General features: G+C 69.4%; 13 protein-coding genes. 6 read left to right on the top strand and 7 right to left on the bottom strand.

Annotated features, from left to right (window positions below; genetic code table 11):
• The first annotated feature begins 119 nt into the window (after positions 1 to 119).
• From HRC28_RS22565 to ugpC, 4 genes are read left to right on the top strand one after another with little or no spacing between them, the layout of a single operon-like run.
• On the top strand, positions 120 to 1,394 hold the full coding sequence (locus tag HRC28_RS22565) for an extracellular solute-binding protein (RefSeq protein ID WP_182377608.1): 1,275 nt from the start codon (positions 120 to 122) through the stop codon (positions 1,392 to 1,394).
• Positions 1,391 to 2,317, top strand: a complete 927-nt coding sequence (locus HRC28_RS22560; protein ID WP_237111614.1) for a sugar ABC transporter permease — start codon at positions 1,391 to 1,393, stop codon at positions 2,315 to 2,317. The genes HRC28_RS22565 and HRC28_RS22560 overlap by 4 nt, the downstream gene beginning before the upstream one ends.
• 1 nt (position 2,318) lies before the next feature.
• Entirely contained in the window at positions 2,319 to 3,164 is an 846-nt protein-coding gene (locus HRC28_RS22555) for a carbohydrate ABC transporter permease (protein WP_182377607.1), read from the top strand.
• A gap of 11 nt (positions 3,165 to 3,175) precedes the next feature.
• Positions 3,176 to 4,378 (top strand): sn-glycerol-3-phosphate ABC transporter ATP-binding protein UgpC, encoded by a 1,203-nt coding sequence (gene ugpC / locus HRC28_RS22550; RefSeq protein WP_182377606.1) that lies wholly within the window; start codon positions 3,176 to 3,178, stop codon positions 4,376 to 4,378.
• A 6-nt stretch (positions 4,379 to 4,384) separates the two neighbouring features.
• On the opposite strand, the gene HRC28_RS22545 is transcribed toward ugpC, so the two are convergent.
• Together HRC28_RS22545 and HRC28_RS22540 are read right to left on the bottom strand one after the other, a co-directional pair.
• Positions 4,385 to 4,762 (bottom strand): hypothetical protein, encoded by a 378-nt coding sequence (locus tag HRC28_RS22545; RefSeq protein ID WP_182377605.1) that lies wholly within the window; start codon positions 4,760 to 4,762, stop codon positions 4,385 to 4,387.
• Positions 4,763 to 4,914: 152 nt separating this feature from the next.
• Positions 4,915 to 5,856, bottom strand: a complete 942-nt coding sequence (locus HRC28_RS22540) for an alpha/beta fold hydrolase (RefSeq protein WP_182377604.1) — start codon at positions 5,854 to 5,856, stop codon at positions 4,915 to 4,917.
• Between the two features lie 57 nt (positions 5,857 to 5,913).
• Between HRC28_RS22540 and HRC28_RS22535 the strand changes: the two genes are divergently transcribed.
• Positions 5,914 to 6,747, top strand: a complete 834-nt coding sequence (locus HRC28_RS22535) for an alpha/beta fold hydrolase (RefSeq protein ID WP_182377603.1) — start codon at positions 5,914 to 5,916, stop codon at positions 6,745 to 6,747.
• Positions 6,748 to 6,772: 25 nt separating this feature from the next.
• On the opposite strand, the gene glpX is transcribed toward HRC28_RS22535, so the two are convergent.
• The 5 genes from glpX to HRC28_RS22510 form a co-directional block, all read right to left on the bottom strand.
• Positions 6,773 to 7,786 carry a class II fructose-bisphosphatase gene (gene glpX, locus HRC28_RS22530; protein WP_182377602.1) on the bottom strand — a complete coding sequence of 338 codons (1,014 nt, stop codon included), beginning with the start codon at positions 7,784 to 7,786 and terminating at the stop codon, positions 6,773 to 6,775.
• A 69-nt stretch (positions 7,787 to 7,855) separates the two neighbouring features.
• On the bottom strand, positions 7,856 to 8,896 hold the full coding sequence (locus HRC28_RS22525) for an ATP-binding cassette domain-containing protein (protein WP_182377601.1): 1,041 nt from the start codon (positions 8,894 to 8,896) through the stop codon (positions 7,856 to 7,858).
• A complete protein-coding gene (locus HRC28_RS22520; protein WP_182377600.1) occupies positions 8,893 to 9,678 on the bottom strand; it encodes an ABC transporter permease in 786 nt (261 codons plus the stop codon). Before HRC28_RS22520 ends, HRC28_RS22525 begins: the two co-directional genes overlap by 4 nt.
• Positions 9,675 to 10,433, bottom strand: coding sequence for a molybdate ABC transporter substrate-binding protein (gene modA, locus HRC28_RS22515; RefSeq protein ID WP_182377599.1), 759 nt, complete (start codon positions 10,431 to 10,433; stop codon positions 9,675 to 9,677). The genes HRC28_RS22520 and modA overlap by 4 nt, the downstream gene beginning before the upstream one ends.
• Positions 10,430 to 10,831 (bottom strand): TOBE domain-containing protein, encoded by a 402-nt coding sequence (locus tag HRC28_RS22510; RefSeq protein WP_182377598.1) that lies wholly within the window; start codon positions 10,829 to 10,831, stop codon positions 10,430 to 10,432. The genes modA and HRC28_RS22510 overlap by 4 nt, the downstream gene beginning before the upstream one ends.
• 110 nt (positions 10,832 to 10,941) lie before the next feature.
• On the opposite strand from HRC28_RS22510, the gene HRC28_RS22505 reads away from it, so the two are divergent.
• Positions 10,942 to 11,523 (top strand): DUF4245 family protein, encoded by a 582-nt coding sequence (locus HRC28_RS22505; RefSeq protein ID WP_182377597.1) that lies wholly within the window; start codon positions 10,942 to 10,944, stop codon positions 11,521 to 11,523.
• Positions 11,524 to 11,548: the final 25 nt, after the last annotated feature.

Raw genomic sequence — 11,548 nt, 5'->3', positions numbered from 1 at the left:
AACACCCCCTCGGCTGCGGTAGGCCTGAGTGACGCAGCCCACACTCGGAGGGGGTGGCTTGGTTGAATTTTTCGACACAAGGCAGACGGCGTCGGAGGGTCGCTGTCGCGGCTTCGGCGGTGCTGGCAGCCGGCGCCCTTGCGGCGTGCGGCGGCTCCGACAAGCCGGTGCTGAACTGGTACGTCAACCCCGACGGGGTTCCCGTCTTCATGAAGTACGCCGAGTCCTGCAGCACCGGTGACTACGACATCGAGGTCCAGCAGCTGCCCTCGTCGGCCACCGACCAGCGCACCCAGCTCGCACGGCGGCTCGCAGCGCAGGACTCCTCCACTGACCTGATGAACCTGGACCCCGTCTTCGTGGCGGAGTTCGCCAACGCCGGCTGGCTCCAGGAGGTCAAGGGCGACCTCGCTGCCACGATCACCGAAAGTGCCGGGGGTGAAGGTGCCTACCTGTCCGGCGCTGCCGAGACGGTCACCTGGGACGACAAGGTCTACGCGATCCCGCTGTGGGCCAACACCCAGTTGCTCTGGTACCGGAAGTCCCTGGCAAGGGCGGCCGGACTGGACATGACCAAGCCCGTCACCTGGGACCAGGTGATCGATGCTGCTGCCGACAACGGCGGCACGGTCGGGGTCCAGGCCAACCGCTACGAGGCCTATGTCGTGTGGATCAACGCGATGATCCAGGGCGCCGGCGGCGACATCGTCTCCGACACCGAAGCCGGTCGCGACGCGAAGGTGGGCCTCGACTCGGACGCCGGGCGCAAGGCCGCCGAGATCATCAAGAAGCTGGCCGATTCCGCGGCCGCGCAACCGGACCTGACGGTCTCGAACGAGGGCACCAGCCTCGGCCAGATGTTCCCGGCCGACGGCGCCGGTGAGTTCATGACGAACTGGACCTTCGTCTACAAGAACTACGAGGGCGGTATCGGTCAGCCCGGCGGGCCGGCCGACAAGACGGCCTTCGCGGACCTCGGCTGGGCGCGCTACCCGGCGACCGTCGAGGGCGAGGCCTCCAAGCCGCCGGTCGGTGGCATCGACATCGGCGTCGGCAACTACTCCGAGCACCCGGAATGGGCGATGGCTGCGGCGCAGTGCATCACCTCCACGCAGGCCCAGGTCGACCTCGCTTTGGAGGCCGGCCTGATGCCGTCGACCAATGCGGCGTACGACGAAGTGGCGGCGAGCGGTCAGTACCCCGCGGACCTCGTCACCCTGTTCCGGACCAGTGTCGACGAGGGCGGTCCCCGTCCCGAGAGCGCGTTCTACGCGATGATCTCGGGCGCCGTCCAGGCCCGGTGGCACTCGCCGAACTCGGTTGATCCGGACAGCACACCCGAGGACTCCGCGAAGTACCTGAAGGACGTGCTGGAAGGGAAGTCACTGCTGTGAGTGCCGTGATCACGCCCGAGAAGGGCAAGCCCGTCCTCAGCGACCGGGCCAAGGCAGAGACCAGGCTGGGGCAGAAGCTGGTGGCGCCGGCGATCGTGTTGATGCTGGTGGTCACCGCGTTCCCGATGCTGCGCGCGATCTACCTCTCGACCTTCGACTATGCGCTGACGGCGCCCGATGACCGTAACTTCATCGGTCTCAGCAACTACATCACTGCGCTGTCCGACCCGCTGTTCTGGCGCACCACCGCGGTCACGGTCGTGTACATGGTGGTCACCGTCGCGGTGGAGCTCGTCATCGGTTTCATCTTCGCGATGGTCATGCACCGGGTGATCTTCGCCCGCGGCGTGATCAGGACCTCGATCCTGATTCCCTACGGCATCATCACCGTCGTCTCGGGCTTCGCCTGGCAGTTCGCGTTCTCCTTCCAGAACGGCTTCATCAACGGCTGGCTCCCGTTCATCGGCGACGAATTCAACTGGTTCGGCGAGACGACGCCGGCCGTGATCGCGATCATGGTGTCGGAGATCTGGAAGACCACGCCGTTCATGTCGCTGCTCCTGCTGGCGGGCCTGGCCCAGGTCAGTGAGGACATGCTCGAGGCCGCGAAGGTCGACGGCGCCACGTGGACGCAACGGCTGACCAAGGTGATCCTGCCGAACATGCGCGCCGCGATCATGGTGGCCGTCCTGTTCCGTGCCCTCGACGCCTACCGGATCTTCGACAACATCTTCGTGATGACGGCCGGTGCCGCGAAGACCGAATCGATCAGCTTCCTGACCTACCGACAAACCATCGAGCAGTTCCAGCTCGGCATGGGCTCGGCCCTGTCGGTGCTGCTGTTCCTTTCGGTCCTGCTGATCGCCTTCGGAATCGTCAGACTCTTCCGCGTCGACCTGGCCCAAGCACGGCAGGAGTCCTGACATGAACAGTCGCATCGGAAGTCGCGTCGGGCTCATCGTGGGCTGCACCTTGATCATGATCTGGTGCCTGTTGCCGGTGGCGTGGATCATCTCGCTGTCGTTCAAGTCCGAGGCCGCGATCACCAACGGCAGCCCGGGCTTCTTCCCCGCCGACGGCGGCGGTGCCGGTTGGGCGAACTACGAGGCGGTCTGGGACAACGAGCAGTTCCGCCGCGCGATCTTCAACTCCATCGGGATCAGCCTGATCGCCACGGTGCTCTCGGTCGTGGTGGCCACCCTGGCGGCGTACGCCATCGCCCGCCTGGAGTTCAAGGGCAAGAAGCTGGTGCTGTCCTTGTCGCTGGCGATCGCCATGTTCCCGGTCGTGTCGCTGGTCGGTCCGCTGTTCGACATGTGGCGGGTGACGGGTCTCTACGACACCTGGCCGGGCCTGATCATCCCGTACATGTCCTTCACCCTCCCGCTGGCGATCTGGACCCTGTCGGCCTTCTTCCGGGAGATCCCGTGGGAGATGGAGCAGGCGGCCCAGGTGGACGGGGCCACGTCGTGGCAGGCGTTCCGCAAGGTGATCGTGCCGCTGGCCGCGCCGGGGGTCTTCACCGCCGCGATCCTGACCTTCTTCTTCGCCTGGAACGACTTCGTCTTCGGCATCTCGCTCACCTCGACCGAGAACGCCCGACCGATCCCGGCCTCGTTGTCGTTCTTCGTCGGCGCCGACCCGTTCAACCGACCTGCGTCGTTGCTGGCTGCGGGTGCCGTCATCGCCACGATCCCGATCATCATCATCGTCCTGATTTTCCAGCGCAAGATCGTTGCCGGGCTGACCTCCGGCGCAGTGAAGGGATAGGTGCTGCTGCCATGGCCGCCATCACGATGAACCACATCGTCAAGAAGTACGGCGACGGCTTCCCTGCCGTGAACGACATCTCCATCGACGTCGCTGACGGGGAGTTCATGATCCTCGTCGGGCCCTCGGGCTGCGGGAAGTCCACCCTGCTGCGGATGATCGTCGGGCTGGAGGACATCACCTCCGGCGACATGATCATCGGGGAACGTCGGGTCAACGATCTCGCGACCCGTGATCGCAACCTGGCGATGGTGTTCCAGAACTACGCGCTCTACCCGCACCTGACGGTCTACGAGAACATCGCGTTCCCGCTCCGGCTGGCCAAGATGCCCGAGGCCGAGATCGACAAGTTGGTGCGCGACGCATCCGGCACGCTCGAGCTTGATGAGCACCTGGAGCGGAAGCCCGGCAACCTGTCCGGCGGCCAGCGGCAGCGGGTGGCGATGGGGCGCGCCATCGTGCGGCAGGCGGACGCGTTCCTCTTCGACGAGCCGCTGTCCAACCTCGACGCCAAGTTGCGTGGGCAGATGCGCACCGAGATCTCGCGGCTGCAGAAGCGCCTCGGCATCACCACGGTCTACGTCACGCACGACCAGACCGAGGCGATGACGCTGGGCGACCGGGTCGCCGTACTCAAGCGCGGCATCCTGCAGCAGCTGGCGACGCCCCGTGAGCTCTACGAGAACCCGGGCAACCTGTTCGTCGCGGGCTTCATCGGCTCGCCGCCGATGAACTTCCTGCCGGCGACGGTCGAGGGAACCTCGGTGCAGCTGCCATTCGGCAAGGTGGAGATCCCGGCAGACAAGGCCGAACGGGTCGCCGGCCGCGGCCTGCTCATCGCCGGCGTCCGCCCCGAGCACTTCGAGGACGCGTCGCTGGCCTCCGAGGAGGCGCGCACCGGCTCGACCTTCCGCGCGAAGGTCGACGTCGTCGAGTGGCTCGGCAACGAGACCTACGCCTACATCCCGTTCGAGTCCCCGCCCGAGGTGACCCAGCAGCTCCAGCAACTCGAGAAGGACCTCGACGGCGAGGGCATGCGCACCCAGTTGGTGGTGTCCCTGGACGGCGCGAGCCGGATCAAGGAGGGCGAAGAGGCCGAGATCTGGGTCGACGGCCGCAAGATGCACCTGTTCGAACCGACGACCGGCGAGAACCTGACGGTCGACCTCGCGAACGCCGGGCGGGTGCTCGGCGCGGAGGCGCCGGTCGGCTGACCTGACTCAGGTCCCCGGTCGGGGCCGCGCCGCGTCGTACCTCGCCCAGGCGATCGCCGTCTGGAGGTCGGCCAGGTCGCGGAACCACGTCTCGACCTCGACCTGACAGGCGACCGCCTGCACCTCGGTGTCGTACTCACCGCACTCCGCCGTGGTCTCGGACAGGGTCGGCGGCGAGAGCGCCGTGCCGTCGTACTGGTGGATGGTGAAGCCGTTGTCCGCGTCGCCCTCGACGGCCACGATCGTGTCGCCCGGCGGTTGCCACCGCGGGCCTCGCTCCCGCAGGGCGGTTGCGGCGTCACCGGGCCCGGCGAGCAGGCCCGCCACCAGGCCCGTGACCACCACCGCCAGGGCTCCCGGCACACCGATCCTCTTCAGTCCCATCTGCACTCCTCGGTCATCGTGCGCCGACCTGTCCGGCGCGGGAGGCAGACATTAGGAGCGTGCGACCGGATTTGGCGCCCGCGCGTGCCCGCGCTGTGGAGGACGGATTCCGACGCGGAGCGCTGTGGACGTGGGGTGGCCCTGCGCGGGGCTCAGGAGGCGGGTGGGGTGACGCGGTCGGCGTTGCTGCGGATCGCAGAGGTGTACGTCGGGAACAGGGCAGCCGGCATGTCGTGCCCCCAGCCGCTGATCAGCGTGACGCGCGCGCCCGGGATCGCGGCCGCCGTGGCGCGTCCACCCGAGACGTGCACCATCTTGTCGGCGAGGCCGTGCATGACCAGTGTCGGAACGGCGAGGTCCGCGAGCGCACGGGTGCGGTCGGGCTGGGTGAGCACCGCCATCATTTGGCGCAACACGCCGGCGCGGGAAACGCCCCGGTCGTAGGTGTCGCCGGCGCGCGAGCGCAGCTTCTCCTCGGTCTGGGGGAAGCGCGGGGAGCCGATGATCTTCCAGACCGCGACGCTGCCCGCGATGTAGGCGTCGCGCTCCGGGCCGCGCTTGGCGATCAGGGTCGGTATCAGGCTCGGGTGCTGGCGTCCGACGCTGCGGCGCCCGGTCGTCGACATGATGCTGGCCAGGCTGCGCACCCGCTCGGGCTTCTCCAGGGCCATCGTCTGGGCGACCATGCCACCCATCGACACGCCAGCGAGGTGGGCCGACTCGATGCCGAGGTGATCGAGCAGGCCGAACGCGTCGCCCGCCAGGTCGTGGATGGAGTACGGCGCCGAGGTCGGTGCGCCGACGAACGCGCGGACCAGGTGAGCGCGACGCACGCGGCCGGGGCTGCGCGTCGACTTGCCCGTGTCGCGGTTGTCGTAGCGGATGACGTAGAAGCCGGCCGCGGCCAGTTGGGTGCACAGCTCGGTGTCCCACCACGTCATCGGACCGCCCAGGCCCATCACCAGGAGCAGCGGATCGGCACCCGGATCACCGAACGTCTGGTAGCACAGTTCGACGGTCGGGGTCACTGGTGCGAGCAGTTCATCCGAGATGGTCACTTCGGGTGGGGTCGCGTTCTGCGTGGGGCCAGACATGCCTCCAGTGTGCCCAATTGCCGGAAGTTGCTGTTTCAACCACGTAACATCCCGAAAATGAGCAACACGATGGCGCCCTGGCTGCTGCCCGACGGCTACGGCCGTCCGGCACTGGCGGCGCTCCTGCGCGAGGGCAGCGTGGTCACCGAGGCCGGCCGCTTCGCGGTCCGCCGTGGCGCCACCCGGCACACCCGTCGTCGTACTCCCTTCGCGGGAGGGGCTGCCGCTCGCGCGGCGGAGCCCGTGCTGCTCATTCCCGGCTTCCTCGCCGGTGACTGGACGCTGGCGGCGATGAACAAGGAACTGCGCGAGCGGGGCTTTCGCACGTACCGCTCGCACATCCACGCCAACGTCAACTGCACCCTGAAGTCCGCCCTCGACCTCGAGACGCGGCTGGAGCAGCTCGTCGAGCGGCGCGGCTCCCGCGTGCAGATCGTCGGCCACAGCCTCGGCGGCATGATCGGCCGCGGACTCGCGGCTCGGCGCCCCGATCTCGTGGCCGGTCTGGTCACGATGGGGAGCCCCATGCGCGCCCCGGCTGCGCACCACGCGCTGCTGACCCGCGGCGTGCGCGCCCTGAACCGGCTCTCCGACGCAGGTCTGCCCGGCGTCATGTCGAGCGACTGCGTCGGCGGAGAGTGTGCCCACCTGAGCTTCGTCGAGGTCCAGGAGCCGCTGCGCGCCGACGTACAGATGACGAACGTCTACTCCCGGCGCGACGGCATCGTCGACTGGAAGGCCTGCATCGACCCGGAAGGTCGCGCCGTCGAGGTGCGCGCCTCGCACGTCGGCCTGGCCGTCGACCCGCGGGTCATCGACATCGTCTCGGCGTCACTGCTGCACCAGAGCGCCGCCTTCGCGGGGGACCTGACCGCCGTCGCCACTGCCTGACGGCTGCGGCTGCGGCTGCGCCGACTCAGTCGAAGGCGATGCTGGAGTAGCCGCGCAGCTTCGAGAGCTGGTGCTCCGAGGTGATGGTGCGGATCGTGCCGCTGCGCGAGCGCATCACGAGCGACTGGGTGGTGGCGCCGCCCGCGCGGTAACGCACGCCGCGGACCAGTTCGCCGTCGGTGATGCCGGTCGCGACGAAGAAGCAGTCGTCGCCGGTGACCAGGGTGTCGGTGGTGAGGATGAAGTCCGAGTCCAGGTTGTGGCCGGCGTCGATGGCGCGCTGGCGCTCCTCGTCGTCGGTCGGCCACAGGCGCCCCTGGATGGTGCCGCCGAGGGCCTTCATCGCGCAGGCGGCGATGATGCCTTCCGGGGTGCCGCCGATGCCGAGCATCAGGTCGATGCCGGTGTCTGCGCGGGCGGCCATGATGGCGCCGGCGACGTCGCCGTCGGAGATGAACTTGATCCGCGCACCGGTGGCCCGGATGTCATCGACCAGCTGGTTGTGACGCGGGCGGTCGAGCAGCACGACGGTCACGTCGGACGGGTTGGAGCCCTTGGCCTTGGCAACCTGGTGGATGTTCTCGGAGACGGGGTAGCGGATGTCGACGACGTCGGCCGCCTCCGGTCCGGTGACCAGCTTCTCCATGTAGAACACCGCGGACGGGTCGTACATGGTGCCGCGCGGCGAGACGGCGAGGACGGCGATGGAGTTCGCCATGCCCTTCGCGGTCAGCGTGGTGCCGTCGATCGGGTCGACCGCCACATCGCACTCGGGGCCCGTGCCGTCGCCGACCCGCTCGCCGTTGTAGAGCATCGGGGCGTTGTCCTTCTCGCCCTCGCCGATGACGACGGTGCCGTCCATGCCGATGGTCGAGATCATCACGCGCATCGCCTGCACGGCCACGCCGTCGGCGCCGTTCTTGTCGCCCCGGCCGACCCAGCGGCCCGCTGCCATCGCTGCGGCCTCCGTGACGCGCACCAGCTCGAGGGCAAGGTTGCGGTCGGGGGCGGGCGGCTCCACAGTGAGGGCGTCGTTCATGGGGCGAACCTTATCTGGATCAAGGGCCCAGTCGTGACTTTGCAGGGCGTGCCGGACAACCACTCGCGTCTAGTGCGCGTAGACGTCGACCTCGGTGGCCTTCACCACGAACGTCGCCGCCATCCCCGGCGCCAGGCCCAGTTCCGCCACCGACGCCAGGGTGACGTCGGCGGCGAGGTCTCCGGCCCGGACCCGGACGACGTCACCGATGGGCTCGAGTTCGGTGATCTGCACCGGAATCGCGTTGCGGGGGCTGCCCCCGGGCGCCTCGCGGTGCACGGCGACGGCGGACGGACGGAAGACGGCCACCGCCGCGGAGCCGTTGCTGGGCGCGGGGTCGGCGGCGGTTCCGTGGAGCAGGGTGCCGTCGGGTCGTCGTACTCCCTCGGGAGAGGCGAGGCCGGCGACCAGGTTGAGGCCGGCGAAGCGGGCGGCGAACGCGCTCCGCGGTCGAGAGAGTACGACGTCCGCCGGGCCTTGTTCGGCGATCCGACCGCCGTCCATCACCACGACCCGGTCGGCCAGGAGCAGCGCGTCGAGGACGTGGTGGGTGACGATCACGGTGGTGCGGTCGGCGAGGACCTTGCGGAGCAGTTGGCGCAGCGCGGGGGCGACGGCGATGTCGAGCGCGGCCATGGGTTCGTCGAGGAGGAGCAGGCGGGGATCGGCGGCGAGGGCCCGGGCGACGGCAACCCGCTGGGCCTGTCCGCCGGAGAGTTGTGCGGGCCGCCGGCCGGCCAGGTCGCTGGCGTCGACCTCGGCGAGCCAGTGTTCGGCCGTGGACCGGGCCTCCCGGCGCCCGGTGCCGGTGCTGCGCGGACCGAAGGCGACGTTGTCGAGCACCGTGAGGTGGGGGAAGAGGAGCGCTTCCTGGGCGAGGAGGGCCGTGCGGCGGGCGTGCGGGCGGACCCAGCGGTCCGGACCGGTGACCTCCTCGCCGTCGATGACGACCCGCCCCGTGTCAGGCCGGAGCAGGCCTGCGAGCACGGCAAGCACCGTGGACTTGCCGGCCCCGTTGGGACCGAGGAGCGCGACGGTCTCGCCCTCGGCGACCTCGAACGCGACGTCGAGGCCGCGGTCGGCGACGGTCGCCTCGATCAGGACGCTCATGACGCCACCCGCGGGCGCACCAGGCCGATGACGACGACGGCGACGACCACGAGCAGCAGGGACATCGCGACAGCGGCGTCGGCGTCGGTGACCCGGAGGTTGTAGATCAGCAGCGGCAGGGTCCGGGTGGTGCCTTCGAGGCTGCCGGCGAAGGTGATCGTCGCGCCGAACTCGCCGAGCGAACGGGCAAAGGCCAGGACCGCGCCCGAGGCCAGCCCGGGAAGGACCAGGGGGAGCGTGACGCGACGCAGGACCGTGGTGGGTGCGGCGCCGAGCGAGGCGGCCACGACGTCGTACTTCTCTCCTGCGGTGCGCAGTGCGCCTTCGAGGCTGACCACCAGGAACGGCAGGGAGACGAAGGTCTGCGCCAGCACGACCGCGATCGACGTGAATGCGATCCGCAGGCCGAACGCTTCGAGGTGCTCGCCCAGCAGTCCCTGGCGACCGAAGGTCGCGAGCAGCGCGATGCCGCCGACCACCGGCGGAAGGACGAGGGGGAGCAGCACGACGGAACGGAGCAGGCCGAGTCCGCGGAACTCGCTGCGCGCCAGCACGACAGCCAGGGGGACGCCGAACAGCAGGCACAGCAGGGTGCTCGCCGCCGACGTGCGGATGCTCAGGCCGAGCGCGGACATCGCCGCGTCGGAGGTGATCAGCGACCCGAAGTCGGCCCAGTTGATCCGGGTGGCCAACGAGGCCACCGGGAGCGCCACGAACACGACGGCCAGCAGCGCGGGGATGAACACCCAGCGCGGCAGGCCGACGTGTCGGGTGCGACTCATGAGGAGGGCGGTCCGAATCCGGCGTCGGCGAACACCTGCTGGCCCTCGGTGCTCAGGACCAGGTCGATCCACTCCTGCGCGAGGTCGGCGTTGTCCGAGCCCTCCACCGCGACCAGGGGGTAGTGGTTGACGACGGAGGCGGCTTCCGGGAAAGCGACGCCCTCGACCTTGTCGCCCGCACCCTTCACGTCGGTGACGTAGACCAGTCCGGCATCGGCCTCGCCGGCCTCGACCTTGGCGAGGACGTCGGACACCGACTGCTCCTCGCTGACCGGCTTCAGTGTCAGGCCGGCGCTCTCGGCGACCGTCACCGCGGCGCTGCCGCACGGGACCTCGGGGGCGCACACGACCAGCTGGAGATCCTTCTTGGTGAGGTCGGCGAGCGTCTTCACGCCGGCCGGGTTGCCCGGGGGTACAGCGATGATCAGGGTGTTCGTCGCGAACTCGGCCGGGTCGCCCGCGGCGAGGTCGGCGTCGACCAGCTTGTCCATGTACTTGTTGTCGGCGGAGGCGAACACGTCGGCCTCGGCGCCTTCGGTGATCTGCGCGACCAGGTCGGAGGAGCCGGCGAAGGAGAGCTTGACGTCGACGTCCGGGTGATCGTCCTCGTACTGCTTCTCCAGCTCCTCGAAGGTCTTGGTCAGCGACGCCGCGGCGAAGACGGTGAGCGTCTCCTTCTCGCCGTCCCTGCTGCCGGCGTCGTCGCCGCACGCGGTGAGGGGGAGCAGCAGCAGCAGGGTGAGCAGGCGCCTCATCGGACCGGCCTTTCGACGACGACGTTGGTGGACTTCACCGAGGCGATGGCGCGGACGCCGGGTTCGAGGCCGAGTTCGACGGCGGCTTCGGTGCTCATGAGGGACACCACGCGGTACGGCCCGCAGACCATCTCGACCTGCGCCATCACGGTGTCGGTGACGACGCGGGTGACGATGCCGGTCATCCGGTTGCGCGCGCTGACCGCTCCCGCGCGGGTGCGGTCGTGCTCGGCCTCGTCGACCAGCGAGGTCGCGAGGACGGCGAGGTCGGCGCCGACGATGACGGTGCGGCCTTCGACGGTGCTGCTCGGCACCCGGCCGGCGTCGATCCAGCGGCGCACGGTGTCGGTGCTGACCCCGAGCAGTTCGGCAGCCTCGGCGACGCGGTAGTCGGTCATGGCGCCAGTCTGCCGCATGTGCGTCTGTTTCGAGCCAAAGGGGCCGCATTTGCGGCGACGGCGTCCCCGACTGCCGATCGCTGAGGCGCCGCCGGGATACTTGACCCGTCATGAGCACCCCGAAGACAGAGCCCACCGGCAAGGCCGGCCGCTACCAGCGATCGGCCGCCGGCCTGGTGACCTCGCTGGTCGTGACCGTGATCGGCCTTGGCGCGCTGCTCTACTTCACCGGCGCCTTCCGGCACGACCTCGAGATCAAGCCCGAGGCGATCGACTACGCCGAGACCATCGCGTCGGCGCAGCAGGCCGGGCTCACGCCGGTCTACCCCGCCACCCTTCCCGAGGGCTGGATCGCGACGGGCGTTGACATCGTTCCCGGCGACGACCCGGTCTTCATGGTCCGCCTGCTGACCGACGACGGAGACTTCGTCGGGGTGCGCCAGGAGGACTCCACGATCCCGGCCCTGCTGGCGAAGTGGGTGGACGAGGAGACCCAGGTCGCCGACGCCCATGCCGTTCCGGCCAGCGTGTCCGCCCCCGTCGTGCGCGACTGGAAGGGCTACACCGACGACGGTGGCGACACCGCGTTCGCTGCCGAGTACGGCGACGACTCCCTGATCGTGTTCGGGTCGGCCCCGGCCAAGGACCTCCAGGCCATCGTCGACAGCCTGACCACCGCGCCGATCGGCTGACGGAACCGCTGGCGCCGTGAGAGCG

Source organism: Nocardioides sp. WS12 (assembly GCF_014108865.1).
In the GTDB taxonomy this organism is placed as follows: Bacteria; Actinomycetota; Actinomycetes; order Propionibacteriales; family Nocardioidaceae; genus Nocardioides.
The sequence above is the reverse complement of the archived record's forward strand: the minus strand, read 5'-3'. Positions and strand labels throughout refer to the sequence as shown.

Coding starts and splice junctions, on each gene's coding strand:
- modA (WP_182377599.1), bottom strand. CDS start 10,433: ATGAGGCGCCTGCTCACCCTGCTGCTGCTGCTCCCCCTCACCGCGTGC.
- HRC28_RS22505 (WP_182377597.1), top strand. CDS start 10,942: ATGAGCACCCCGAAGACAGAGCCCACCGGCAAGGCCGGCCGCTACCAG.
- HRC28_RS22555 (WP_182377607.1), top strand. CDS start 2,319: ATGAACAGTCGCATCGGAAGTCGCGTCGGGCTCATCGTGGGCTGCACC.
- HRC28_RS22540 (WP_182377604.1), bottom strand. CDS start 5,856: ATGTCTGGCCCCACGCAGAACGCGACCCCACCCGAAGTGACCATCTCG.
- HRC28_RS22545 (WP_182377605.1), bottom strand. CDS start 4,762: ATGGGACTGAAGAGGATCGGTGTGCCGGGAGCCCTGGCGGTGGTGGTC.
- ugpC (WP_182377606.1), top strand. CDS start 3,176: ATGGCCGCCATCACGATGAACCACATCGTCAAGAAGTACGGCGACGGC.
- HRC28_RS22525 (WP_182377601.1), bottom strand. CDS start 8,896: ATGAGCGTCCTGATCGAGGCGACCGTCGCCGACCGCGGCCTCGACGTC.
- HRC28_RS22510 (WP_182377598.1), bottom strand. CDS start 10,831: ATGACCGACTACCGCGTCGCCGAGGCTGCCGAACTGCTCGGGGTCAGC.
- HRC28_RS22535 (WP_182377603.1), top strand. CDS start 5,914: ATGAGCAACACGATGGCGCCCTGGCTGCTGCCCGACGGCTACGGCCGT.
- HRC28_RS22520 (WP_182377600.1), bottom strand. CDS start 9,678: ATGAGTCGCACCCGACACGTCGGCCTGCCGCGCTGGGTGTTCATCCCC.
- glpX (WP_182377602.1), bottom strand. CDS start 7,786: ATGAACGACGCCCTCACTGTGGAGCCGCCCGCCCCCGACCGCAACCTT.